Genomic DNA, 25,096 nt, shown 5'->3' on the forward strand with positions numbered 1-25,096 from the left:
CACCGCAGCTAGCAGGCCTGCCTATATGAGGCTATTTGCGACCAGGGTTGGGCAAGCGTGTTGCCCTGGGTAAGGTGGGGAGTATTAAATCGCTACAGCCGGATCGACATGCAGTCGATTGGCTAAGATCACCGCCTGAGTGCGGTTGAGTACATTGAGTTTGCGGAATATGGCCGTGACATGCGCCTTGACGGTCGCTTCGGATATTTCCAGATCATAGGCAACCTGCTTATTGAGCCGGCCAATCTGCAAATGCCGCAGCACGCGCAGCTGCTGATCGGTAAGCTGATTAATCCGCCGAGCAATGTCAGACAATTCAGAATCCACTTCGATACTGTGTTCGCCTTGGGGCCAAAACTCCTCGCCCAAGAGCACACCCTTTACCGCCTGTAAGATCGAATCGGCCGCCATGGATTTCGACAGAAAACCGGCCGCACCACAGGCACGTGCCTTGCCAATAACTGAGGGGTCGTCGTTGCCAGAGATCACCAGGACCGCAATGGTCGGATAGGCTTTTCTCAATTCCAATAGACCTAAAAAACCGTCGTTGCCGGGCAAATGCAGGTCGAGCAGCACCAGGTCGACGTTCCCATTGTCACCGAGGATGGCAAGGGCCTCTTCAAGCGACGCGGCAAAGCCCACCTGACCGCTGTCTGACAAGGCCAAAACTGACGGTTTTTGGGTTAGTGACAGTTTCAGGGCATCTCGAAACAATGGGTGGTCATCAACTATCAGTATTCGATCCACGAGCGACTCCTATTAGTTCACCAGTTCTCCATACAAATAACCTGAACAACTAGACAGCTCGAATAACATCCGACTAAAGGATATGGTCAGCTTCGGCACCAGGGTGTCCAAACTGACTCGCGCATCTTGATCATTAAAGTTCCGCCACAGGCTCAGCTGGGTTTGTGCCTGAGTCACCCACTCACCAGTTAGGGTGTAGACCGCAGTAACGTCGGTCATAGGTTGGTAGTCTGGTGCCATGTCCAAATCGCCATTCGCGCAAGCTATGGCCCGGATAGACAGTTTTGCAGCGAGATCTACGTAAGTTTGGAAATACTCAGCATAATAGACTTTAAATTCTTCCGAATTCACGTCACCCGTGCCGCTCCATTCATCGAACGCGTAACTTGGATTTTCCAAATTTACGGCGTTAAAAGCCTCTAGTAGATTTCCAGACTCGGTACCATAAGCGGCACCGCCCAGCAAAGTCGACCATACTATGATGAAGCGCAAAATGACACTCATAAGGGATACCTTCGGTTGTCGGAAGCTACTTTAATTGTGGCCTCTTAAACGCTAGCTGTCACCTTCGGAGCGTCAATTCGAGTTGACCTAGGGCGTCAATCGGGCCAATGCCTCAGCAAAACAGGACAATATATCCTCTGGGTCTTCAATCCCGACCGAGCATCGAATCATCCGGTCACCAATGCCGAGCGCGGCCCTATTTTCGGGTCCCATTTCATAAAAAATGGTGCTGGCCATGGGTAAGGCCAGGGTCCGGTTATCGCCCAAATGGGTCGCGTTAATAACCAATGCCATATCATCGAGTAAGGCCGCACAGTCATAGGGGGCTTTTAGATCAAAGCTTAGGATGGCCCCGAATGAACGAAACCAACGCCGCGCTCGGTCATGTTGCGGATGGGATGCCAAGCCGGGGTAGTATACCGCCTCGACTTTTTCATGCTGCGCCAACAGGTTGGCCAGAGCCGCGGCATTGGCGCATTGACGATCCATGCGCAGCGCTATGGTTTCGGCCCCCACCGCCAGTTGATAGGCACCATCGGAACTCAGGGTACCCCCCATATCACGCAAGGCCTTTTTCTTGATTTGGGTAAGGCCCCATTTGTGGGCATCACCCTGCTGATAGGCAGGGAAGATATTGGGGTAATGGGACCAGTCAAAGAGACCGGTATCGGTTATGGCGCCGCCTAAGACCGTGCCATGACCGCCAAAGTATTTTGACAGACTGTTGATCACCAACCCGGCTTGAACGCTTTTCGGATTAAAGAGGTAAGGCGAGGTAATGGTATTGTCGACCATAAAGAGTACGTTTTGCTGCGCACACCACTGGCCGATTTCGTCCAAACTGGCAATCTGAGTGCCCGGATTGGCAATGGTCTCGACAAACACCAGGCGCGTGTTGCCTTGCTGGGCGGCGCGGACATGGGCGCAGTCGGTCGCGTCAACCAGGGTCACCTCGATGCCGAAGTTTGCCAATGTGCTCAGCAAGCTGTGCGTGTTGCCAAACAGAAATCGACTGGCAATCATGTGGTCGCCGCGCTGCAGCAGGGCCAGCAAGGTGCCGCTGATCGCTGCCATACCGGTCGCAAAGACCAAGGTGGCGATGCCCTGCTCGGCCTCACTGATCAAGGACTGCAATGAATCGGTGGTCGGCGTTGACTGCCGGGCATAAGCATGGCCGCTGGCCCGACCCTGAAAAACCTCTACCAGTCCTTCCGTAGTGGCGTATGAATAGGGTACGCTATTATAGATCGGAGCATGCACCGGGCCGTCGGCAAAGCCTTGCAGGCGGTCATGATGCACAATGCGACTGGTGAATCCTTTAACCTTACTCATAGTCGCTTACCACATTAGATCGTCGGGGATGACATAGTCTTTATAGGGATCGTCATCGTCAGGTTGCGCTGCTTGGGGGTCGGCTAGAAATAGGATGCTGGTGGTACTGCGCTCCATTATTTTCGCCGCGACCGCCTGAGGCACTACGAAGAAGCGGTTCTCGAAAGTCGCAATGGCCAACTTACCGCGGGCTAAATCGACCTGGATCTGTGCGCTGACGTAGATCGATTTTATCTTATTGTCGAATCGATCGGCAAAGTTGAACTTTACATCACCGTCATCGAGGTGGATTCGGGTCGTCTCGATGATCTGTTTAACCTGCGCCACCAAGGACTTTTCCTGCGCTTTTTGTTGCCGCTCAAGATTCAGCTGGCGATCTTTGGCCACCTTGGCCAAACGCGCCTGCTCGACCGCCTGTTTGGACTCACCGTCATCGGTCTCAACCCGGTTCTTGCGATTGACCTTATCGTTTTTACGCTTCTCGTTCTTGTCTTTTTGAACTTGTTTCTTGTCCGCCAGGCCCAGTTTCAAAAACTGATCGGCCAGTGATTTTGACATGTTACAACCCTGTGATATTTAGCGTTTATTGAAGCACATAGCGGCTTTAGGCTGCAAGCTTCTCGCCAGGGCCAAGCTCGGGCAAAAAAAAGCGGGCCAAGGCCCGCTTTCTATTTACTCTCAGGTTAAGGTCGACCCAGTCGGGCAGCCGATCGCCGGTCCTGGGGCTATTGCTTTTTATTGTCCTCAATCAAGACATCGACCACGGACGGATCGGCCAGCGTAGAGGTGTCCCCCAAGGTGTCGTATTCGTGCGCGGCAATTTTACGCAAGATCCGGCGCATAATTTTACCCGAACGGGTTTTCGGCAAGCCCTCGGCCCATTGAATGACATCGGGCGTCGCAATCGGACCAATTTCCTTACGCAACCAGGCCTTCAATTCAGCTGTGAGCGCATCGCTGGGCACAATGCCCGCCATTGGACTGACATAGACATAGATGCCCTGCCCTTTGATATCATGCGGATAACCAACCACGGCGGCTTCCGATATCGCAGGATGGGCTACTAAAGCGCTTTCAATTTCAGCGGTGCCCAAGCGGTGTCCGGAGACGTTGAGAACGTCGTCGACTCGACCGGTAATCCAGTAGTAACCGTCTTCATCCCGACGCGCGCCATCACCGGTGAAGTAGGTGCCCGGGTAGGTGCTGAAATAGGTTTCAATAAACCGTTCGTGATCGCCAAAGACCGAGCGCATCTGGCCCGGCCAGCTATCGGTAATTACCAGGTTACCCTCGACCGCACCCTCGAGTTCGCGGCCAACATTATCGACTAATGCTGGTTGAATACCGAAAAAGGGTCGCGTCGCCGAGCCTGGTTTCAGCGCCGTAGCACCCGGCAATGGGGTAATCAGGATGCCACCGGTCTCGGTTTGCCACCAGGTGTCGACAATCGGGCACTTGCTGCTGCCGAACGCCTTATAGTACCAATGCCAGGCCTCCGGATTAATCGGTTCACCGACCGATCCGAGCAAGCGCAGTGATGACAGATCGGCACCTTGGGTCGCCATGTCACCGGTGGCCATCAGCGAACGAATCGCGGTGGGCGCGGTATAGAGAATGTTGACCTGGTGCTTGTCGACCACCTGGGCAAAGCGCTGCGCCGTTGGATAGGAGGGTACGCCCTCGAACATCAGGGTCGTGGCACCGTTGGCCAACGGTCCGTAAACAATATAGCTGTGGCCGGTGACCCAGCCGACGTCCGCGGTACACCAGTAGACGTCGCCGTCCTGATAGTCGAAAACATATTCGTGAGTCATCGACGCGTAGACCAGATAGCCTCCGGTGGTATGCAAGACGCCCTTGGGTTTTCCGGTTGAACCGGAGGTGTAAAGAATAAAGAGCGGATCTTCGGCATTCATCGGCTCGCAGGGGCACTCCATGGGCACCTGATCCATACGATCGTGGTACCAGATATCCCGACCATCGTGCCAACCGATGGTGCCTCCGGTGCGGCGCACCACTAGAACGTGCTGGACGCATTCGGTGCCGGGCTGTTCCAACGCCTGATCGACATTGTTCTTCAGGGCCACCGCTTTGGCACCACGCAGGCCTTCGTCGGCGGTGATCACTATATTCGAATCGCAGCCTTCGATGCGCCCGGCCAGCGCTTCAGGTGAAAATCCGCCAAACACCACCGAATGAATGGCACCAATACGCGCGCAGGCCAACATGGCATAGGCCGCCTCTGGGATCATCGGCATGTAGATGGTGATCCGGTCACCTTTTTTACCGCCCAACGACTTCAGGACATTGGCCATTCGGCTGACGTTGGCGTGTAACTCGTTATAACTGATATGGGCATCATCACCGGGCTCATCGCCTTCGAAGATGATCGCCGTTTGCTCGCCGCGAGTGGCTAGGTGTCGATCGATACAGTTATAGGCAACATTGAGTTCACCATCACCATACCAGCGGATGCGATGGTTGGTCTTATCGAAGCTAACATCCTTTACGTCCGTATAGGGCGTTGACCAGTGGAGTCGCTTGCCCTGCTCACGCCAAAAGCCCTCATTGTCGTCGACGGATTGCTGATACATCTCAAGGTACTGCTCATTAGTGACCTTGGTTGTGCTGAGCGCGGATACCGGTACCGGAAAAAGATCGGAATTCATGCTGTCCCCTTTTATTATTCTATGGTGGCTATGATAGTCCTATTGTGAAAACTAACAGAATTTTAACAATGCGACATTAGTCCATACGACTGAAGTCGCGTTTCGGGTTGGCCGACGCGGCGCCTAAGTTCTAGGGTCGCAGGGGATTACAGCGGGGTCAACTGTTGTCCGGGCCGGACACAAAAAAAGGGCACCTAAGGTGCCCTTTTTGATACAGCGGACTGAACCCACCGACGTTGGTCATTAATTAATAGTACTTAGCCCTTGGTGAATTCCGGGTAGGCTTCTAGGCCACATTCGGAGACATCAACGCCATCGTATTCTTCTTCTTCGGTCACTCGAATGCCCATAGCGGCTTTCAAGATGGCCCAAACGATCAACGAAGCGCCGAAGACCCAGACAAAGATGGTGGCTGCGCCGCCCAACTGACCCATTAGAGTCGCATCAGCATTGGTGATCGGTACCAATACTAGACCGAGCAAACCACAGACACCGTGCACAGAGATGGCACCGACTGGATCGTCGATCTTAATCTTGTCGAAGGCCAAGATACTAAACACCACGACAATACCGCCCAGGGCACCGAACAGGGTCGCCAGCAGTGGTGTGGGTGTATCAGGACCGGCCGTGATAGTCACCAGGCCGGCTAAGGCACCGTTGAGGATCATGGTAAGGTCTGCTTTCTTAAACAGGATGCGCGCTAACACCATGGCGGCAATCGCACCACCGGCAGCCGCCGCATTGGTATTCAGAAATACAACAGCAACCGCGTTGGCTGTATCAACCGTAGACGTCTGCAGCACTGAACCACCGTTAAAACCGAACCAACCCATCCAGAGGATGAAGGTACCCAGGGTCGCCATCGGTAGGTTGGCACCGGGAATAGCGTTGATTTCACCGTTCTTACCGTACTTGCCTTTACGCGCGCCGAGTAAGAGAACACCCGCCAAGGCGGCGGCAGCACCAGCCATATGGACGATGCCCGAACCGGCAAAGTCGACCATGCTAAGACTGTACATACCGAAGACGGATTCGCCGCCCCAAGTCCAACGGCCTTCCATTGGATAAATGAATGCGGTCATGGCAACGGCAAAGGCCAAGAATGCCCAGAGCTTCATGCGCTCAGCGACGGCACCGGAGACGATTGACATGGCCGTAGCAACAAAGACCACCTGGAAAAAGAAGTCAGCGGACGGTGCATAGGTGTCACCGCCTTCAACGCCGTTGCCGCCAATGCCGACCAAAAAGGTTGAACCCAACTCTGGGTACATAATCGCATAGCCGCAGACCATGTACATGACACAGGCGATGGCATATAGGGCGATGTTTTTGGTGAGGATTTCAGTGGTGTTTTTACCGCGCACCAGGCCCGCTTCTAACATGGAAAAGCCGGCCGCCATCCACATCACTAGGGCGCCACACACCAAGAAATAAAAGGTGTCCAAGGCATATTGTAGTTCGAATACTTCTGTCATATTGCTCTCCGGTCTAGGTCCGTTGAATTAAATGGCTTCGTTACCGGTCTCACCGGTACGAATGCGAATAGCTTGCTCTAGGGGCAGGACAAATATTTTGCCGTCGCCGATCTTGCCGGTATTGGCGGCCTTGCTGATGGCTTCAATAGCCTGCTCAACCAGGTCGTCACCGATGGCAACGTCGACCTTTACCTTGGGCAAGAAGTCGACTACATATTCAGCACCCCGATACAATTCGGTATGGCCTTTCTGACGACCAAAGCCCTTGACTTCGGTCACGGTAATACCCTGGACACCTATTTCTGATAGCGCTTCACGGACATCGTCCAGTTTGAAGGGCTTGATAATGGCGGACACTAATTTCATGGCTTTCGCTCCACGTAGTTCGATCCAATGCGTCGTTAAGCTGTCTCTGCTATAGTTTTGTGTTCTATAACAGAGACGGCCTGGTCGAGCATTTCGTTTTGGCAGTCCCAAGGTTTAAATTGTGGCCTCGGTGCTCGCCGCTATGGGCACCTAGCAAGCAAACCCCAGCAGGGTTTGTGATGCTGTGTGCAGTTATATCCTTTACAATGCGAAGGTTGTGCCAACATTTAAAATACATAAAAATCAACAACTTAGGTTAGTTTGTGAAATTAACAGCTTTTCATCGCGCACCAAAATAGCTCACCGCACCTGATTGGTGCGATGATAAGAACTAGAATGGCCCACTTTTGGACCACGCCCTTTTTTGATAACTAAACGAGGTTTAAACCGTGAAAACTCCCGACGCCGTGCTCGATTTAATCAGTGACCAGATCAATGACCTCTTTGCGCACGGCAAGCAAACCAGCCAAGAAATCCGCCACAATGTGCGCAGCTTGGTACACAGCCAGCTGGCGAAATTGGATGTCGTCAGTCGCGAAGAATTTGATACTCAACAATTGATTCTCGAAAAGACCCGGCGCAAGATCGATGATCTCGAAAAGCAGCTCGCACAACTGGAGTCGGCCTTGGATACCATCACCCAAAAAGCGGATTGAGCGCTATGAACAGCCACCACAAATTATCGGCGAAGTCGTGACCATCGCCACAGGCATAGGCAGCGACGCCGGCCATTACTGCAGGCTATGATATCCAATAACCATTAAACCATTCAGCTCGAGTTCACCTTAGGTGGCTAGAGTTTTAGACTCATTTATACACAGGACGTTTTGGCATGGCACATCCGACAATTAAATGGCTTGCGCTGATAGTATGGCTGGCCAGCAGCGCGCTCACCACGAGCGCATCGGCTAAGGACACGCTGATCGATTTGGACAACGCCCGAGTGGGCGGCTATGGCGGACCGATGTTTAAATCCGGCCAAATTCAAAATGAACAGACCTTTGAGATAGGCGCATCCGGCGGCGCCACCTTCACCACCGGCAGGCATTCCATTGCGCTCGGCGGGGGCATCTATAGCCTGGCAAACGAATTGGATTGGGACATCGATGAACGATTGGAGATGAGTTACGGCGGCCTAATACTCGGCTACACCTATAACCCAGAAGCCTTGGCGCATGTCGACACTCAGTTGCTGTTGGGTGCTGGCGGGGTGACGATGGTGAATCTGGACGGTGCCAATTCCGACGGTACCTTTTTGGTCAGCGAGCTGACGACCCAGGTCAGTGTCAATGTCACCGACTTTATGGCCATTGGCCTCGGCGCTTCGTTTCGCCAGACCAGCGATCCAGGCATCATTGGCCTCGGCGCAAACGACCTGTCCAGCCCGGGCTTCTTTATCAGCTTCCAGTTTGGTTCGCTCTAGCATCGGCAGTTTATGATCAAGAGGCCGACGCTCTGAATGATTAGTTCGACACCGTGCCCGCAAATGGGGCGGCGTGGTTGGCCTTAAATCGGCGCTGCGCTGGACTATGGCACAGGGTTGCAAGGCGCGCTTTAGCGCCACTGTGTGGTACCATGCGAAAACTCGTCAATACGGATGCACTATGACCGAGATTGCCCTCTTCCCAATTCCCAATTGCGTCACCTTTCCAGGTACCCGCTATCCGCTGCACGTCTTTGAACCCCGCTATCGCGATATGATTCAGTTCTGCCTGGATAGCCAAACGCCGCTGGCGGTCTGCCATGTCGAGAAGCTCTTGCGCCCGTCAAAACCCGATCAGGATAGGCTGATGGTCCTGCAATCGAACCAGGCAACCTACAAACCGGTGACCATTGTTGCGGCAGGCCCCTGTCAGCTCGATGAAACGCTAGACGACGGTCGACTGATGATCCAGGTGAATATTCAACAACGTTATCGCCTACTGGAAGCCAAACAGAGTCTTCCCTTTATGATCTATGAATGTGAAGAGTATCCCGATTTACCGATGACTGATGAGAACCTCAGCGCCGCTCGTCAACTGCAAGACAAGGTGCTGCACCGCCTGATCGCGCTCACGGCGCATATGCCCGAGCTGTCCGGCGAACTGGCGTCTGCAACGTGGCAGCAAAAATCGGTCGAGGCTTTTAGTTTCGAACTCTTTAGCGTTTTGCAGATGGATGGCGACGCGATGCAGTTTATTCTCGAACAGCGCACGCCACTTGAGCGCCTAAATACCGCCCTGGAAATCCTAAACTCTATTCCGCCCTCGCTGTGAATACTCAATAGTCTGGCCAATGGTGGAAAAAGCCCTCATCTGAGGGCACATTGGGTCAGTTAAACCAGTCGAGTATCTGCTTGAAATTTTCATTATCAGGATAATCACCTTCGGACCAGCCAAGTCGAACAAGGACCAGGTCGGCATCTGGCAAGACCATCACCCGCTGCTCTCGATTTCCTCTCGCTGCGAAGCTATTGGCGGGCAAGTCTGGCCAACGCAATTGGCTATCGCCGCTGTTCAGCCACCATTGGTAACCGTACGCCTGTTCATTGTCGGAGTCGTTGGGTTGTAGCGAGTCGACGACCCATTGCTCGCTGACCAGCCGGATGCCATTAATCTCGCCCCCGTTTAACATCAATTGGCCGACCTTGGCCCAATCGCGTGCGGTCGCATAAAGATAGGAGCTGCCCATTAGTTGACCGGAGGCGTCCATCTCGAAGACGGCGCTGGTCAGACCCAGTGGGCGCAAGAACTCGTCCACCAGATAGTTCAGATCGGCCTGCTCATCGCCGCCGATGCGGTCCTGAATAATCCGGCTCAGCAGATTGGCCGAGCCCGAAGAATAGTTAAAGTGCCGCCCCGGGGCCCGAAGTTGCGGCCGTTTGAGCATATAGTCGGCCGCATCGGGTTCCTGAAACATCATCCGCACTGCCGTATCACCCGGATCGTAATCTTCCTGATAATCCAGTCCATCGGTCATCTGCAACAGATCGCGAATACTGATATCGGCCCGAATATCCTTATGCCAACTTGGAAACAGATCGGTTTCAGCAACATTAACCTTACCGACCATCACCAGATGACCGAGCACCAGCGCATTGACGCTCTTGGTCATCGACCAGCCCAGCAGCGGCGTGTGTTGATCGACACCCGCGCTATAGGACTCGGCCACCACCCGGCCCCGATAGGCCACGAGTAGCGCTCGAGTATCGAGACCGGCGGCATTATCGCTCGCCAACAGCTTATCGAGTCGCGCCTGAATCCCCGGGTCTAAGCTGACCACGGCGTTGCCTTTCGGCCAAGCGGCCTGCGCCGCCCGCATCACTGGCCAACGCAGTGCTTGGCGCGTGGTCACGCCGGGGTAATCGATCGCGCAACCAATGCCGGGTTGGTAACTGGCACTGCGCGACTTCACACCGAGCAGCGTCGCCGAGACACGCTGCAGAGCATCATCATATTGGTAATCCAGTAGCGCTAAGATCGGCGCATAGACGCGAATATCGGCGGCACTGGTACGCGCATCATAGCCGCTCACGAACCGTGCCGAGCAGGCCAACTTGGCGCCGATGCCCGTCGCTACGGACGGGGCGTTATAGAGATAGAGGGGAGTGTAACCCATGCCCCAATAGGCTAAGGCATACAGGCTGATCACCGTAAGACAGGATAGAATAAGGATTTTACGCAACAGTTTTAGCATGGCGCGAACCGAGTATAGGTAAGCTGCGCACCTTAGCATGGGACTATAAAAAGCAACAGCAGAGGCCCATGCGGGCGGGACAGCGGTCGAGTAAAACGTGGTGCCATCTAGGTGGATCTAGATGAGCAGACATAAAAAAGCCGAGTCAAGACTCGGCTCATGGCTTTCGCTATGAACTAGTTGCGGTTGAGCGCATTCAGTTCGGTGAAGGCCTGTTCCAAACGGCCCACCAAGCTAACTTGCGCGGCGCGCAACCAGGCTCGAGGATCGTAGTATTTTTTGTTTGGCGCATCAGGACCCGTTGGGTTACCGATCTGGCCTTGCAAGAAGCCTTCATTGCTTTGGTAATATTCACGTACACCGTTCCAAGTCGCCCATTGGGTATCGGTATCGATGTTCATCTTGACCACGCCGTAACCGATTGACTCTTTAATTTCCGCGGGTGACGAACCAGAACCGCCGTGAAAAACGAAGGTCAGGCCATTTTCAGCCAGGCCGAATTTCTCACCACAGTAGGTCTGTGAGGCGGCTAGAATGCCCGGTCGCAGTTTTACATTACCAGGCTTGTAGACACCGTGAACGTTACCAAAGGATGCCGCGATGGTGAAACGATGGGACACCGCGCTGAGCACCTCATAAGCATGGGCGACTTCTTCCGGCTTGGTGTACAGGTCGTCCTGATCAACATCACTGTTGTCGACGCCATCTTCTTCACCGCCGGTGATGCCCAGTTCAATTTCAATGGTCATGCCCATCTTGTCCATACGCGTTAAGTACTGTGCGCAGATGGCCAAGTTTTCTTCGATTGGCTCTTCAGACAGATCCAGCATATGGGATGAGAAGAGGGGCTTGCCCGTTTCGGCAAAATGTTGCTCACCGGCATCGAGCAGGCCGTCGATCCACGGCAGTAATTTCTTCGCCGCGTGATCGGTGTGCAGAATCACTGGCACGCCATAGCTTTCCGCGACCGCGTGGACATATTTCGCGCCGGCGACCGCACCGAGAATGGCGGCCTCTTGCCCGGCCAGCTTCAAGCCCTTACCGGCCATAAAACCAGCGCCGCCATTGGAGAACTGAATGATAACCGGCGATTGTACTTTCGCTGCGGCTTCTAATACGGCGTTGATCGAATCCGTATTCACTACATTCACGGCCGGCAAGGCAAATTTTTCAGCCTTAGCGATGGCGAATATTTTTTGCATATCGTCACCGGCGACAACGCCTGGTTTTACTACATCTAGAATCTTAGTCATGAAGTTTCCTTTCACCTTTAGTCATATTTTGGCGGCCATGCCCGTCAATGGGAAAAGCTGACTGGCCGCGGTAAAAAAATGTTGCCCCGACGCTCAGGCCGAAGTTTAGCATATCAAGACTTGGCGCGTTCTTCCAAGATGGCGACGGCCGGCAAGGTCTTACCCTCGACGAACTCCAAAAAGGCACCACCGCCGGTCGAAATATAGGAAAAACGATCTTCCATACCGAACTTCTGCACCGCCGCGATTACATCGCCGCCACCGAGCACCGAGTAGGCATCGCTTTGCGCGATCGCTTCAGCGATGGCGCGCGTGCCTTCGGCAAAATTATCGAACTCGAACACGCCACACGGGCCATTCCATAAGATGGTCTTGGCGCCCTTGATAATCTCGGCTAGCTTGGCCACCGTTTCAGGGCCCAAATCCATGATTTGCTCGTCATCTGTGACCTGGTCAACCGGCTTGATCGTGGCCAATGCCGTGGGTGAAAATTCCGCTGCGGTGCGCACATCGATCGCGGCGGGAATATCCAAACGGGCCATCAACGCCTGTGCGTTGGGGATCAGATCTTTTTCGTAGAGCGAGGTGCCAACATTAAAGCCACGGGCAGCGACGAAGGTGTTGGAAATGCCGCCGCCGACGATCAACTGGTCGCAAACGGTAGACAGACTTTCCAGAACCGTCAGCTTGGACGACACCTTGGAGCCACCCACGATGGCCACCATCGGTCGGGCCGGGTTATCCATGACCTTGCCGAGGGCTTCCAATTCGGCCGCGAGCAGCGGTCCGGCGCAGGCGATGGGCGCAAACTTGGCCACACCGTGGGTTGAGGCCTGAGCCCGGTGGGCGGTACCGAAGGCGTCCATAACATAGACATCACACAGCGCGGCCATCTGTTTGGCGAGGCTGTCTTCATTCTTGCCTTCGCCCTTGTTGAAGCGAACATTCTCCAGAAGAATCAGGTCCGCATCCGCATCAACACCCTCGACCCAGTCCTTGACCAGCGGAATGTTCCGGCCGAGCAAGTTGCCCATATAGGCCGCAACCGGCGCCAGGGAATACTGCTCGTCATACAATCCTTCGGTCGGTCGGCCCAGGTGCGACATAACCATTACCTTGGCGCCTTGCGCTAAAGCCATCTTGATAGTCGGCAATGACGCCGTGATGCGGTTGTCAGAGGTGACATGGCCGGCATCGTCCAACGGGACATTGAGGTCTTGACGAATCAGTACTCGCTTACCAGCGAGATCCAGATCAGACATTTTGATCACAGACATGACTATTCCTTAGAGTTTGGCTACAAATGAAAAAATTGGGTGCGCTATTGTAACGAGATGGGGCTGTTTTATCACCCAAAATGTAGTTTTATTACAAAATGATTGACGCCAATCAGGTGGGTCACTGAGCATTGGCCGCGACAACGGTCGCTTAACCATCTAAAATCCGCCCGACCTGAACTTTCACCTCGGTCGCATGCGATGTTGAATCCTCACCAGCTGACCCTGGCAGTGCGTACCGAACTCAACCCGACAGCCGCGCGAATGGACACCCTATGAATTCAACTTCGATCTTTATCGGTATTGCTGGGGCATCGGCTTCCGGCAAAAGCCTCCTCGCGCAGACCATTCATCAAGAGTTACAGGCAGAACTGGGCAACGGGGCCATTTCGATTATCAAGGAAGACAGTTACTACAAGGCACGCGATGACCTCACCTTTGAGGAGCGCGAACGGATCAACTACGACCACCCCAACGCCTTTGACCATGATTTGTTGATCGAGCACCTCGATGCCTTGCACAACCAACAGACGGTAGAGATACCCGTCTACGACTACACCGTGCACAACCGCTCCGACCGGTCCAAGACCTTGGCGCCAACTCGGGTGATTATCGTCGAAGGTATCCTGTTGCTCAATGATAAGACCATCCGCAAACGCCTCGATACCAAGGTCTTTATGGATACCGATCTCGACATCTGCTTGCTACGGCGACTCAAGCGCGATATCGAGGAGCGCGGACGCACCGTCGATTCGGTTATCGAGCAATACAAACGCACGGTCAGACCGATGTTTATGGAGTTTGTGCAACCGTCGAAACAGTATGCCGATATCATCGTGCCGCGCGGCGGCAAGAATCGGGTGGTGATTGAAATGCTCAAGGCTCGCATCAAGCAGCTGCTGCAATAGGCTGATGTGCCGGAGCGCCGATTAAACCTCTGTATGTCGACACAACTGACTCCGCTAGATGCCCACTGAGGTGGGGCCGCCCTATCACCCCGGCCGTGATCCTGGCGATCGCAGCCCTGCTGCTCGATGCACAAAGCCTGGTCAGGCAAAGCGACAGGCTGCATTCTTAACCCGCTTTTGAACCGACATCAACGCACCCTAAGAGGTCATAGGACTTGCCTTGGGACAATTTTGTCCTCAAAGTAGCCTCAAGCTCAATAATAATGGGGTGGTAGAGTTGGCACTGTTTTTTCTTGTATTTAAGCCTTAACAGGAGCGCCCGCTCTACTATAAAAACAATTATAAGAGTCTTTGAGTATGGCTAGACGTGATACATCGTGGCTAAAACATATCGGCATTGGCGGCAGGCTGTTCCTCGCCTTCGTGCTTATTTCGTCCATCACATTGCTGGCCAGTGCGCTCACCACCAATACCTACCTGCAACTGCGAGAACGCTTATTGCTGCTGAAACATCAGGATATCCCTTGGTTGGATGCCGCGGCCAAGCTCAACGATAAAAGCCGCTTGATTGTCGCCACCGCCCCACTGTTAATGACCAGCGATTCGAATTTCTCACGTTTGCAAGCGATGCAAGAACTGAGCGTGGCAATTGACGAGATGGATAGCCTGATGCGCAGCTTGCCGGATTACAACAGCTACTTCCGCGAGCTAATCGTACAGATTCACAATGGCTTAACCCTGCTAAATCAAAGTGTCGAACGCAGTGAGCAGATTCGCACGGAGCTTGATCAACAATCCCAATTACTCTATCCACTCTTTCAGCCGTTAATTAGTGCTTTGGAACTAAAATCTGACTATGCCAAGGAGGAATCGATCGCCGGAGTGATCAACAGGCTTTATTATTTTTCGGCTTTGGTTGAAAAGGTGCGTAATGATTCCTCTTACAATGAGCTTGACTATACTTTCTTACGCCTGGAAGAATTTGGTGGTCAAATTGAGAAATTACTGACCAAGATCTCAACAACTTTTATCGCACCGGACATTCTGCAAAATATTCAGAAATTGCTCATCATCGGCTCGCGCCAGGGTAAGCTGTTTTTGTTAAAAAATGAGCAACTGGATCTGTTCTATCAACAGAGCTACTTACTGCAAAATAGCCAGGATCATATCCAACAGCTAGCGGCTCAGATTAACCGCTATACCAATCAGACCAATGACAGCATCAGCCGTTCACTGGTGAGTGCTATCGCTTCCATCGACCTGAGCATCCGCAGTATCTTGCTGCTGTCTTTGGCCAGCTTAGTGATCGCTGGATCTATCTCGTGGTTTTATGTGCGCCGTAACGTCTTACAACGAATTTTAGAACTGCAAAAAAACATGCGTGCCATTGCCTCGGCAAAACTCGACACGAAAATAAATATCCGCGGCGATGATGAAGTCTCGAGTATGGCGCGGGATTTAAAACACTTTCAACATATTGCCATTGAAGTGAAGCACACTAATCTCCAGCTGTCGGCGGAAATAAAGGAACGGATTGCCGCGGAGGCACAGTTGAAAGCGGCTCAAAATGAGCTTGTACAGGCTGGTAAATTGGCCGCCTTGGGTCAATTGAGCGTTGGCATAACGCATGAAATAAACCAACCCCTGACGGCGATTGCCAGCCACCTGCACACTGCCGGACGCCGCTTGGAGAAGCAACAAACCGAGCAAGCGGTTATGAGCCTGGATAAAATCAGGTCGTTACTGGATAAGGTTGCCGGCATCACTCGGCATTTAAAAGCCTTCGCGCGCGAGGCCGGCGCGGAACTCAGCCCGGTTGAGCTAGATGGGGTCATAAGGGATGCCGCAGACCTGATATCGAATCGGTTAAAAGAACAGCGTTGCGAACTTATTTATATCCCCGGTGCAAAGGGCCTGGCCGTCTTTGCCGAACCCATCCGTCTCGAACAGGTCCTGGTTAATCTGATGACCAATGCCATAGATGCTATGGAAAATTGTCGGACCCAGAGCTTAGAAATTCAGGTATCTGACCAAGGTGAGCAGGTTCAAATCGATGTCAAAGACAGCGGTATGGGTATTCCAGAAAACCAACTATCGCAAATTTTTGATCCTTTTTTTACCAAAAAAGAAGTTGGCAAAGGTCTTGGCCTGGGTCTATCCATTAGCTATAACATTATTCAAGATTTTGGCGGTCATATCCGAGTGCAATCGACTGAAGATCTGGGTAGCTGCTTCACACTGATATTACAAAGGGCTGAACGCTAAATGCTGCATGACATTGAGATTATTATTATCGATGACGATCGGGAAATCATCGAGGCACTCACTGAGATGCTCGAGCTGGAAGAGTTCCGCGTCAAAGGGTTTTTATCACCTGAAAAAGCCTTGTTAACCTTGGCAAAAAACAGTCCGGTTGTCATCTTGAGTGACGTCAAAATGCCACGAATGAACGGCCTAACACTGCTGAGTAAACTGCAACAGATAGACAGCGAAATTCCGGTGCTATTAATGAGTGGTCACGGGGATATTCCCATGGCCATCGAGGCGATGAATGAGGGCGCCTATGATTTTCTTGAGAAGCCGTTACAGCCGAAAAAATTATTAGGCCAATTACAGCGCGCCGCCGAAAAACGTCGTCTGGTGATGGAAAATCGAAATCTGAAACAAGACATTCAGCAACACAGCGGGGTTGAAGCTTTTATCATGGGCGAATCCGCAGCCATCAAAAATATTCGTCAGCAAGTGCTGGCACTGGCGCAGGCCAACGTCGACACCATCATCTATGGCGATACCGGCAGTGGTAAGGATGTGGTAGCCCGTGCTCTGCATCAGTTTAGTCAACGACATGAGAAACGCTTTATCGCCATCAACTGCGGTGGGGTCAGTGAGAGCCTGATTGAAAGTGAGCTCTTCGGTCATGAGGCCGGCTCCTTCACGGGAGCCATTAAACGTCACATTGGTAAGATTGAGGCGGCCGACGGTGGCACGCTGTTTCTCGATGAAATTGAGACCATGCCCTTGCCCGTGCAAATCAAGCTGTTACGGGTGCTTCAGGACCGCGTAGTTGAGCGCGTCGGCAGTACCAAACCCATTCCCGTTAAGTTGACGGTGATCGCTGCCAGTAAAGATGACCTGGCCCAGCTCGGTCAAGGTGGTCATTTCCGTAAAGATCTTTTTTACCGTTTAAACGTGGCCAGCATCACCATCCCACCCTTAAAGGATCGCCCGGAGGATGTTTTGCCACTGTTTCATCATTACGCGCGCAAGGCCAGTGTGCAATTCTCTCGGCCACAACCTGCGCTGAGTCAAGCCGAGGTTGCACACCTGCTACAACACGATTGGCCGGGTAATGTGCGGGAACTGAAGAACGCAGCGGACCGATTTGTCCTGGGCATTAGTGAAACCAAGTTGGCCGCGATGGTCACAGAAGAGGGCAGTTCAGGAAGCTATGACCAGCGGATGGAATTATACGAACGTCAGGTGCTCGAAGAAGGCTTAATCGCCGCTCAAGGCCAATTACATGAGGCGGCAGAGTTGCTGAATTTGACCCGAAAAACCCTATATCGGAAGCTCAAAAAACATCAGTTGGACAAACAGCTATTTAAAATTCCTGAGTAAAAGGGACACATCCGTCTTATTGGTCATGTCGGCATGGGTCAGACCTGTCTTTTTTAGACAAAAAGGACCTAAAAATAAACCTAACCCGTTGATAAGTATGGATAAACAATAGATGGCGTCGTTTTTGCTAACTCTCTGATAAGGCCATTTTTGCCTGACTGGACCGAATTTCGAATCATCCCAGATTGGGACGATCACCAAACAAAAATAAGAAATAGGAACTAACTAATGCAAAAGACCCTTCTTACCACCCTGTTACTGTCCACTTCATTACTCTTTAGTGCCAGCGCTGCGCTGGCCGATGACTGCGGCAACCGCGGTGTTTTGGATGAAAAGTTCTGCGACGAGAACAATGATATGGTCGCAGACTCCCCTAAAGATCCGGCCGATTGGCGAGATCCAAACACTCTGGTCTTCACCTATACACCCGTTGAAGATCCAGCGGTCTATAAGGACGCCTTTTTTGAATTCCAACAACACCTCAGTGCCGTAACCGGCAAAAAAGTGGTCTACTATACTGTGCATTCCAATGCTGCTGAAGTTGAAGCGATCCGCTCCGGCCGTCTGCACATCGCCGGATTCTCCACGGGTCCTACCGGTTATGCTGTAAACCTGGGTGGCTATGTGCCCATCGCCGTTAAAGGCACCGTTGATTCGTTCCAGGGCTATAACCTGATCGCCATTACTCGTAAAGACAGCGACATCCGCACCATGGCCGACCTAAAAGGCAAGATGGTCGCTCATACATCCGCCTCCTCCAACTCGGGTAACTTGGCGCCACGTGCTCTGTTTCCTGCATTGGGCCTAACACCTGACGTCGACTACACCGTTAAATATTCAGGCAAGCATGACCAGTCCATTATGGGTGTTTTGGCAGGAGACTATGATGCAGCGCCGGTAGCCTCTGACGTATTTAGCCGTATGGCCAGTGCAGGTCGAATCAACGCAGATGACTTTCGCATTCTCTATACCAGCCCACGCTTCCCAACCTCTGCGTTTGGTTATGCGCACGACTTACACCCGGATCTAGTAGCGAAAATCAATGAAGCCTTCTTCTCATTTAGATTTTCGGCAAAAATGAGCGAGACCTTTGGCGGCGCAGATCGTTTTTACCCAGTCACCTTTAAAGACGACTGGAAAGTGATTCGTGATATTGCCCATGCCACCGGTACCGCCTACACCAAGCAGGGCCTGAAACAGCTGGCTGAAAAAGATGCCGCCAAGGCTGCAAAAAGTGCTGCCGCGGCCGCCGCGAAAGCCAACTAGTGAGACCATGAGCGTCATAGTCTATGACGCTCTCTCGACGCTGACACTCAGCGTCAACTACCCATCCGTATGCACTCGCGCAGCGCCCCTTCATAGGGCGCGGCCGAGCTAAACAATCGTTGCAGGAAATGATTATGACATCTGCTCAAGTCAATATTGAGACCGCGCCCTTTCTGGAAATAAAGGGTTTGGAAAAGGCCTACACACCGGGCAATTTGATCCTAAAAGGCATTGATATCAGCATTGTTGAATCGGGTATCGTGGCCATCATTGGCCCATCCGGCACCGGAAAAAGTACGTTACTGCGTTGTATTAATCGCTTAATTGATCCGACCGCAGGGCAAATAATTTTTGATAACATGGATCTGTGTAAAGCCAGGGGCCAACAACTTCGCAAGCTGCGGCGTCAAGTCGGCATGGTATTCCAAGAATACAATCTGGTTGAGCGCCTCACCGTCATTGAGAATGTGCTCACCGGACGCTTAGGGTATATGTCGTCGTTGGCGGCCTGGCGGCGTAAGTTCAGTCAACAAGACATCAACACCGCATTCGAACTGCTCGATGCCGTGGGCTTGACTGAACACGCCAAAAAACGTGCCGATAGCCTGTCTGGCGGGCAGCGACAGCGCGTTGGTATCGCGCGCGCGGTGATGCAGAACCCACGAATTTTATTAGCAGATGAACCGACCTCCTCGCTCGATCCTAAGACCGCGGTGGAGATCATGGAATTACTGGAACGGTTCGCGCAGCAAAAAAACATTCCCGCCTTAGTAAACATCCACGACGTGTCCCTGGCGAGCCGATTTGCCAAACGCATTATCGGCATGAGTGACGGCAAGATTGTCTACGACGGCAGTCCGGATGGTATTACCGATGATCACCTGAAGCAGATTTATGGAGGTGAGTCATGGCTGGTTTAGAATCTACCGACGCTCAATACCGACAAAATCCGTTCAAACGTAACTGGCTGGTGACCGGCTCATGGTTAGTCTTGGCCGGCTATTTGGTATTTTCTTTTAATGCCATGGGCCTAACGTGGGATCGCTTTATTCATGGTCTGGGCATCGCGGACCAATTGATGGCGCGCATGTTTCCACCCAATTTTAGTCGCTGGGAACTGCTCTTAAGTGGCCTCGCAGAAAGCATGGAAATTGCCATCATTGCCAGCGTAGTGGGTATTTTTTTGTCCTTGTTTTTTGGCCTGTTCGCGGCGCGCAATTTGATGCCCAATTGGGTTACCGTGCCGATGCGCGGCTTTATCGCCCTATGTCGTACTTTTCACCCGGTGATTATCGCCATCCTGTTTGTGAAGAGCGTTGGGTTCGGCGCCTTGGCCGGCATTTTGACGTTAATTGTGGCCTCCATCGGATTTATCGCCAAGTTATTCGCCGAGGCGATTGAAGAGATTTCCTTAAAGCAGGTGGAAGCGATTCGCGCCACTGGCGCCGGCTTTGTCAGCCTTATTTTGTTTTCGGTTATGCCCCAGGTGTTTTCCCGGTTTATTGGTTTTTCGACCTATCAGCTGGATTCCAACCTGCGAAATTCCACCATGGTCGGCATCGTAGGTGCAGGTGGATTGGGCGGAACGCTGTTCTCGGCTTTTCAGCGCTTCGATTACGATTTTGTGGCTGCAATTCTGATGAGTATTATCGCGTTAATCATGTTGGGTGAAGCACTATCCAATGTGGTGCGTCGAATCTTTAATTAATCGAGTGGAGACTGATCAAATGAACACCGTAAATTACCACTGGCAACGCTTCACTCTGACTCAGAAGCTATCGCGCTACGCGGTCTATCTGGTCTTGGTCATGGCTTTGGTGCTGTCCATTCAAACCGTTGAAGTCATTCCGGAATTTTTCTTTGATGCGCCAGAGCAGATGGCCGATCTGTTTACTCGTATGTGGCCAATCGATTTCGCCTACTATCCAATTAGCGTGCACGGCGCGATGATTGAAACGCTCAATATAGCCACCCTTGGCACCCTGTTAACCCTGATCTTCGCTGTGCCGCTCGCCCTTATGAATGCCAACAACGTGGTGGCGTCCGCTTGGAGCCAGTGGATAGCCCGATTCTTTCTGGTCTCGTCTCGATCCGTTAACTCGCTCGTTTGGGCCTTACTGTTCGTGGCGATCTTTGGTCCCGGCATTATTGCCGGCGTCTTGGCGATAGCCTTTCGCTCGGTTGGCTTTGTCGGAAAACTCTTGGGAGAAGCCATCGAAAATATCAATATGGGTCCTGTTGAGGCCATCCAGGCAACTGGTGCACCCTGGCTGTCGGTCTTGATGAAGGGCTACTGGCCGCAAGTCATGCCTGCCTTTTTCAGCATCATCTTGTTTCGCTGGGATATAAATGTGCGCGAATCGGCCGTATTGGGCCTGGTCGGTGCCGGCGGTATTGGTGTGGTCATCAATGACGCGATGAATTTGTTTGAGTGGCAACGCGTATCGATAGCCTTACTGGCCATCTTTGTCGTCGTTATTTTGGCTGAAATAGTGGTGGTCAACATTCGCAAGCGGTTAATCTAATTGCCTATGAAAACCTTCAAAAACCACTACTTGATAATGCGTCATGGTGAAAGCGAGGCCAATGTGGCTGGCTTGATCGTCAGCGATCCGGCCATCGGGTGCACCCGCTTTGGTCTTTCAGCACCGGGGCGGCAGCAGGTTGGTGCCGCCGCGAGCGGATACGCGGGAAAACCCATCAGTGCGATTATCTGTTCCGATTTTTTAAGAACCAGCCAAACCGCCAAGCTATTTGCAGACACCCTGGCGTTGCCAACGCCACAGTCTAACATCGGCCTACGGGAACGCTTCTTTGGCGCCTGGGAAGGCAAGTCCGATAGCAACTACCCTGCCATCTGGGCTCTAGATCGGGAGCCGGCGCTGCAAAGGTCCGCCGGAATTGAAACCGTAGAGCAAGTTCGTCAACGCGGGCTCGGGGTCATCGAAGAACTCGAACAACACTATCAGCATGAGGTGATATTGCTGGTTGCGCACGGCGATCTATTGCAAATATTATTGACCGCTTTCGTTGGCAAGCCTGCGCATCAGCATCGCACCTTAGCGCATCACCATCAGGCGGAAATTAAACCCTTAATTGCTTCTGGCCAGGAGTACCCCGGGCCATTACTCGAGTGTTCGCGTAGCGCAAACTAGTTTGCCGACCCGCCACAGGCACCATAACAGGCCGGTTGACGCGGACACTCGCCGCCGCGCACGCAGATTAGTTGGGCGTCTTCCTGCACGCCACGGCTGATCCAGTTGATGTTCAGAATTTTCGCCACACGAGCGAATTCGTCGCGCAAATTTTTCGGAATTTGGGCGACCCCACCGCTTACCGCGCACAGCGTTTTGAGTGCCTCCGCCATGGCCAAGGCATCTACGCCCTGAGCCTCAAGGGCCGGGTTAAGATCAATGCCGGCGCACAAGACGTGGTCATTCCCGGCCATGTCAGCGACCCGTATCGACTCACAACAGAAGATCCTCGGCTCACCGGCCACCATCAGAACGGATATTTGGGCCGAGGAACCGGTTTGTTGATCGGTCATCTTGCGAAATACCGCCCACTGCTGACAGGGATTTTCAAGACTGCGCATATTGCCCCAGGGCAATGGGATACCATTGCCGCGATACACCGCCTTAAGCTTGCCGGGTGCGTAGGCATCAAAATAATGCCAGTGAGTATAGGGCGAGACCGCGGTCATGCGGCGCATGGCCACCGATGCCGAGACGCCGACGTGCTGGTGCACCGACACTTCATAGCCATGACGTTCCAGCAACTGACGAAACGGGACCCTGGGACAAAGCAACGCGCCAGCAAAGAAGCTCGATTCGAAACTGCGCCAGGCCTGCAAGATATCTTGGGCATCGACCGCGCTCTGCTCGGCCTGCACTTGACCCTGCCGGTCGAACCGGTCGCCATGAGAGCCCCCCACAGACTTGACGCTGTAATAACCGTCTTTACTGTGCAGGACACAGTGGCCGATGTAGACCGCCAGTTCGTATTTCAGGCGAGTCGGATAGGCACGCAAGACTTCGTTTAAGAATAAAACTCCCGGCGGTTCCATATAGGAACTGACGATGTTTTGGGAATAGACTCCCAGGCCATCAACTACACCACTGGCCGGCCGAGTAAACCAGCGAATGCTCAATCCTTGGGCTTCGGCCAAGACCATTAGATCCTCGACTGACAGCGGCATTCGCTTCTGACCCACCGCTTCTGCGGCGCGTTCCAAATCCGGGAAATGGTTCTGATGGTGCTCCTGATAGGCGCGAATCAATAGGTGAGCAAACTGTTGGCCCGACACGCCGGTTTGGCTCAACAATTCGGGCAGGGCAATCTGCAAAATATCATTGGAAAACAGAAAGCTCGGCTCCAAGGCCATCCCCAACAGGCCGCCCTGAGTGCGGCTCTTAACTGGGGTAATGGCCTGCGGCTCGGGCTCATCGTCAAGAAACCAGTCGATATCCTTTTGGAACACCGAGGCGATGGTCTCGAGCATATCGATACTGGGCACCCGTTTACCGCGCTCGATCATCGACAGATAAGACACCGACGGCGCTGCTTCAGGATCCACCCTGACACAGCGTGTCGAGAGGTCATCCATGGTCAGATTGTTCCGCTTGCGTATATTGCGGATCTTGGTGCCGAGAAAGTGGGCTTGGCGGATCAGGCTTTTAGTGGCGCGCATTTTGTAAAATTCACAGTGTGTAATTTTTATTGTGAAATTATAACAAGAAGTACCCTATGCTACCAATCAAGCGATCGACATCGAGCCAAGAGCAGGCTTTGATGACCGGGTCGCTCAATGGACTTCGGTTCAGAACGGAAGCCTTTGGCGGCATTTGGCACCACCCAATAGAGAGAGACCTATGATGACGACCTTAAACACGAGCGCACAGGATCCACGAGTCGATCAATTCCGTCCGGCGGTTGTGTCCGAAAACCCTATTCAGGCCGAGTCGATCGAACAGCAGCTAACCCTGGCCAACGAGTTTTTAGATCGGGTCTGTCCACTCGCCCATGGGTCCCATCGGGACGTGCAAAGCTATGTCGTTTACTACCAACATTTGCTGGCTTTTTTCCACGACGGCCAACAGAGTGGCCTGCGCCAATCGGTTCAGCTGGTCGGCCTCAATGGCCCCAAAGAGGCCCCGAGCTCGATCCTGCTCAAAGCAGATAGTGGACGTCATATCGAGTTGATTTTTGATCCGCAGGGTCAACGTGGGGCGCTGAATCGGGCCCATCTGGATGATATCCAGCTGGAAAGCAGCGGTTCCGTGGCAACTTCAGGAATGACCGGTGCCGAGCGCGCGCGGTGGTCGAGCCTGATCGGTCCCGACGCACGAGTCGCCCAGCCTGACGGGATCGCACGCGACTTCACGGGCACCGATGGTGATGCCTACCGAGTGGCCTGAAGACCTGCCAGTCGGCAGCGCAGCCGAGGCGCCCATGAAATAGGCGCCGAACAGGGTATTGAGCTGCCGTATTGGACCCCTGCCCTGGCCTGTCCTAGACTCAATGGAGTGCGGCGCGCACCGACATCGCGCTCATTTCGCGAACTAGGCCGCAACGTCAGCCAGTGCCGCTTGATTCGGCCTGCCAATCCAGTAGCGTAACGGTTTTGCCTTTTTGCCCTTGGTCAGGATACTGTGAGCATGGAATACGAGCGTTACCATCTGGTGTTTGAAGGTTTCTTACGAGAACTCAACCGCACCGAGATCAGCCTGGCGCTAAAAGCCGAACTGCACCTTTCAGACGCCCAAGTGGCCGATTTGATGGCCGGTCGGCGCACCGTACTGCAAAACAACCTGCCCAAAGACAGTGCGCAAACCCTAGGCCGCCGCTTGACCAAGCAGGGCCTCAAGGTCTCGGCTCAGGTCTTGGCGATCAATCAAAAGAACAATCCTGCGGATCTGCGCCGGCATCTGATGGACGGCGGTATCGATCAGTATTTTGCCAGCCGCGTTAAGCACCCAGAAGACGAATTGGATACCCGCGTCAGCC

At 53.0% G+C, this 25,096-nt stretch carries 24 protein-coding genes; 13 read left to right on the forward strand and 11 right to left on the reverse strand.

The genetic code is table 11. The features are described from left to right. Window positions 1–84: 84 nt before the first annotated feature. From AC4FIC_RS04685 to glnK, 7 genes are all read right to left on the reverse strand, one after another. On the reverse strand, window positions 85–747 hold the full coding sequence (locus AC4FIC_RS04685) for a response regulator (RefSeq protein WP_100258505.1): 663 nt from the start codon (window positions 745–747) through the stop codon (window positions 85–87). Window positions 748–759: 12 nt separating this feature from the next. Further along, window positions 760–1,251, reverse strand: a complete 492-nt coding sequence (locus AC4FIC_RS04690) for a hypothetical protein (protein ID WP_100258506.1) — start codon at window positions 1,249–1,251, stop codon at window positions 760–762. 87 nt (window positions 1,252–1,338) lie between these two features. Then, window positions 1,339–2,583, reverse strand: a complete 1,245-nt coding sequence (locus tag AC4FIC_RS04695; protein WP_100258507.1) for a cystathionine gamma-synthase family protein — start codon at window positions 2,581–2,583, stop codon at window positions 1,339–1,341. Window positions 2,584–2,589: 6 nt separating this feature from the next. After that, window positions 2,590–3,141 (reverse strand): DUF2058 domain-containing protein, encoded by a 552-nt coding sequence (locus tag AC4FIC_RS04700; RefSeq protein WP_100258508.1) that lies wholly within the window; start codon window positions 3,139–3,141, stop codon window positions 2,590–2,592. 167 nt (window positions 3,142–3,308) lie between these two features. Continuing rightward, complete coding sequence (acs, locus tag AC4FIC_RS04705; RefSeq protein WP_100258509.1) at window positions 3,309–5,252, reverse strand: acetate--CoA ligase; 1,944 nt, start codon at window positions 5,250–5,252, stop codon at window positions 3,309–3,311. 257 nt (window positions 5,253–5,509) lie between these two features. Beyond that, complete coding sequence (locus AC4FIC_RS04710; protein ID WP_273284857.1) at window positions 5,510–6,727, reverse strand: ammonium transporter; 1,218 nt, start codon at window positions 6,725–6,727, stop codon at window positions 5,510–5,512. A gap of 27 nt (window positions 6,728–6,754) precedes the next feature. Beyond that, a complete protein-coding gene (gene glnK, locus AC4FIC_RS04715; protein ID WP_100258511.1) occupies window positions 6,755–7,093 on the reverse strand; it encodes a P-II family nitrogen regulator in 339 nt (112 codons plus the stop codon). 389 nt (window positions 7,094–7,482) lie between these two features. Here glnK and AC4FIC_RS04720 point away from each other — a divergent pair, with 389 nt between their 5' ends. From AC4FIC_RS04720 to AC4FIC_RS04730, 3 genes are all read left to right on the forward strand, one after another. Further along, window positions 7,483–7,749, forward strand: a complete 267-nt coding sequence (locus tag AC4FIC_RS04720; protein ID WP_100258512.1) for an accessory factor UbiK family protein — start codon at window positions 7,483–7,485, stop codon at window positions 7,747–7,749. Window positions 7,750–7,925: 176 nt separating this feature from the next. Further along, window positions 7,926–8,516 (forward strand): hypothetical protein, encoded by a 591-nt coding sequence (locus tag AC4FIC_RS04725; RefSeq protein WP_100258513.1) that lies wholly within the window; start codon window positions 7,926–7,928, stop codon window positions 8,514–8,516. Between the two features lie 181 nt (window positions 8,517–8,697). Further along, window positions 8,698–9,348 (forward strand): LON peptidase substrate-binding domain-containing protein, encoded by a 651-nt coding sequence (locus tag AC4FIC_RS04730; RefSeq protein ID WP_100258514.1) that lies wholly within the window; start codon window positions 8,698–8,700, stop codon window positions 9,346–9,348. Window positions 9,349–9,403: 55 nt separating this feature from the next. Here AC4FIC_RS04730 and AC4FIC_RS04735 read toward each other — a convergent pair whose 3' ends face one another. The 3 genes from AC4FIC_RS04735 to AC4FIC_RS04745 form a co-directional block, all read right to left on the reverse strand. After that, window positions 9,404–10,768, reverse strand: coding sequence for a serine hydrolase domain-containing protein (locus AC4FIC_RS04735; RefSeq protein WP_158524415.1), 1,365 nt, complete (start codon window positions 10,766–10,768; stop codon window positions 9,404–9,406). A gap of 176 nt (window positions 10,769–10,944) precedes the next feature. Further along, window positions 10,945–12,021 (reverse strand): class II fructose-bisphosphate aldolase, encoded by a 1,077-nt coding sequence (gene fbaA / locus AC4FIC_RS04740; RefSeq protein ID WP_100258516.1) that lies wholly within the window; start codon window positions 12,019–12,021, stop codon window positions 10,945–10,947. Window positions 12,022–12,134: 113 nt separating this feature from the next. Further along, on the reverse strand, window positions 12,135–13,298 hold the full coding sequence (locus tag AC4FIC_RS04745; protein ID WP_100258517.1) for a phosphoglycerate kinase: 1,164 nt from the start codon (window positions 13,296–13,298) through the stop codon (window positions 12,135–12,137). Window positions 13,299–13,573: 275 nt separating this feature from the next. On the opposite strand from AC4FIC_RS04745, the gene udk reads away from it, so the two are divergent. The 8 genes from udk (at window position 13,574) to AC4FIC_RS04785 (ending at window position 22,245) form a co-directional block, all read left to right on the forward strand. After that, the gene (gene udk / locus AC4FIC_RS04750) at window positions 13,574–14,206 is read left to right on the forward strand and encodes a uridine kinase (RefSeq protein ID WP_100258518.1); all 633 of its coding nucleotides are present in this window, start codon (window positions 13,574–13,576) and stop codon (window positions 14,204–14,206) included. A 357-nt stretch (window positions 14,207–14,563) separates the two neighbouring features. Then, window positions 14,564–16,471, forward strand: a complete 1,908-nt coding sequence (locus tag AC4FIC_RS04755; protein ID WP_100258519.1) for a sensor histidine kinase — start codon at window positions 14,564–14,566, stop codon at window positions 16,469–16,471. Next, window positions 16,472–17,824, forward strand: a complete 1,353-nt coding sequence (locus AC4FIC_RS04760; protein WP_100258520.1) for a sigma-54-dependent transcriptional regulator — start codon at window positions 16,472–16,474, stop codon at window positions 17,822–17,824. It abuts the gene before it with no gap. Window positions 17,825–18,052: 228 nt separating this feature from the next. Then, entirely contained in the window at window positions 18,053–19,090 is a 1,038-nt protein-coding gene (phnD, locus tag AC4FIC_RS04765; protein ID WP_100258521.1) for a phosphate/phosphite/phosphonate ABC transporter substrate-binding protein, read from the forward strand. Between the two features lie 134 nt (window positions 19,091–19,224). Beyond that, on the forward strand, window positions 19,225–20,010 hold the full coding sequence (phnC, locus tag AC4FIC_RS04770) for a phosphonate ABC transporter ATP-binding protein (protein WP_100258818.1): 786 nt from the start codon (window positions 19,225–19,227) through the stop codon (window positions 20,008–20,010). Beyond that, on the forward strand, window positions 19,998–20,798 hold the full coding sequence (gene phnE, locus AC4FIC_RS04775) for a phosphonate ABC transporter, permease protein PhnE (protein ID WP_273284414.1): 801 nt from the start codon (window positions 19,998–20,000) through the stop codon (window positions 20,796–20,798). The genes phnC and phnE (AC4FIC_RS04775) overlap by 13 nt, the downstream gene beginning before the upstream one ends. 19 nt (window positions 20,799–20,817) lie before the next feature. Continuing rightward, entirely contained in the window at window positions 20,818–21,615 is a 798-nt protein-coding gene (gene phnE / locus AC4FIC_RS04780; protein ID WP_100258523.1) for a phosphonate ABC transporter, permease protein PhnE, read from the forward strand. 6 nt (window positions 21,616–21,621) lie between these two features. Continuing rightward, complete coding sequence (locus AC4FIC_RS04785; RefSeq protein ID WP_100258524.1) at window positions 21,622–22,245, forward strand: histidine phosphatase family protein; 624 nt, start codon at window positions 21,622–21,624, stop codon at window positions 22,243–22,245. Here the strand turns inward: AC4FIC_RS04785 and AC4FIC_RS04790 are convergent. Then, the gene (locus AC4FIC_RS04790; RefSeq protein WP_100258525.1) at window positions 22,242–23,780 is read right to left on the reverse strand and encodes a DUF3612 domain-containing protein; all 1,539 of its coding nucleotides are present in this window, start codon (window positions 23,778–23,780) and stop codon (window positions 22,242–22,244) included. The genes AC4FIC_RS04785 and AC4FIC_RS04790 overlap by 4 nt on opposite strands. Before the next feature lie 181 nt (window positions 23,781–23,961). Between AC4FIC_RS04790 and AC4FIC_RS04795 the strand changes: the two genes are divergently transcribed. Further along, window positions 23,962–24,507, forward strand: coding sequence for an aldolase/citrate lyase/malate synthase family protein (locus AC4FIC_RS04795; protein ID WP_100258526.1), 546 nt, complete (start codon window positions 23,962–23,964; stop codon window positions 24,505–24,507). A gap of 240 nt (window positions 24,508–24,747) precedes the next feature. Further along, window positions 24,748–25,096 (forward strand): hypothetical protein (locus tag AC4FIC_RS04800; protein WP_476194830.1); only part of this gene is annotated, 349 nt, incomplete at its 3' end.

The organism is Reinekea sp., from assembly GCF_982785585.1.